2 protein-coding genes are annotated in these 739 nt (G+C 65.0%); both read right to left on the reverse strand.

Annotation, left to right across the window (positions count from 1 at the left end; translation table 11 throughout):
• Positions 1–418 (reverse strand): hypothetical protein (locus ACFHWT_RS31380; RefSeq protein ID WP_416598321.1); only part of this gene is annotated, 418 nt, incomplete at its 3' end.
• A gap of 73 nt (positions 419–491) precedes the next feature.
• Positions 492–739, reverse strand: a 248-nt coding sequence (locus ACFHWT_RS31385; RefSeq protein WP_416598323.1) for an NAD(P)-dependent oxidoreductase, incomplete at its 5' end; no start/stop codon positions are given.

The raw sequence follows: 739 nt of genomic DNA on the forward strand, positions 1-739 counted from the left end.
ACTCGTTCACCCGGTACGCGCAGTTGAGTAGCAGCGCCACCATCAACTGCCCGGTGGCGCGCGGGTTGAGCCCGTAACCGTCCCAGGAGAAGCCGTCCGGATCGTTCTCGGGTGGCGAAGGGCGCACAGTGGCGAGCATCCGCACCTCGGAGGAGGCGATCGCGTCGAGGTCGTGCAGCTCCGGGTCCGGGCCCGAATATCCGATGCCCACCAGTTGCGAGCCAGGGCCGAACAGGGACGCACGGATCGGTGTCTCGTGCATGCAGAACAGGTAGTGCGAGCGTTTGGAGGCACTCTCCAGTTCGTCGAGACTGACATCACGATTGGTCCATGGGAAGACCTCGACGTCGCCGTACTCGCGCATCAGTTCCAGCGCGGGTTTGGGAATCGGCTGGGTGACGAAGATCCTGGGACGCATCGGGGACTCCTTTCCGAAAGTGGCTGATCTCGCCGGCACGCGACGTCGACGTTGACGGCGTGGTGGTTGGGCGTCAGCCCGTCCAGTTGGCCTTGATCTCCTCGACCAGCGCTTCGGCGATCCGCAGCGTCTGAGCGCCGCGTGAGGCGTAGGTGGCGCCGCCGTTGTGTGGGGTGAGAACGACGTTGTCCATTTTGCGCAACCTCTCGTCGACATAGGGGTCAACGACGTTCGGTGGTTCGGTCCAGAAGACCTCAAGACCGGCGCCGGCGATGGTCCCGTCCGTGAGCGCGGCGATGAGTGCCGGCTCGTCGACGAGGC

This window comes from Micromonospora sp. LOL_021 (genome assembly GCF_048060215.1).
In the GTDB taxonomy this organism is placed as follows: Bacteria; Actinomycetota; Actinomycetes; order Mycobacteriales; family Micromonosporaceae; genus Micromonospora_E.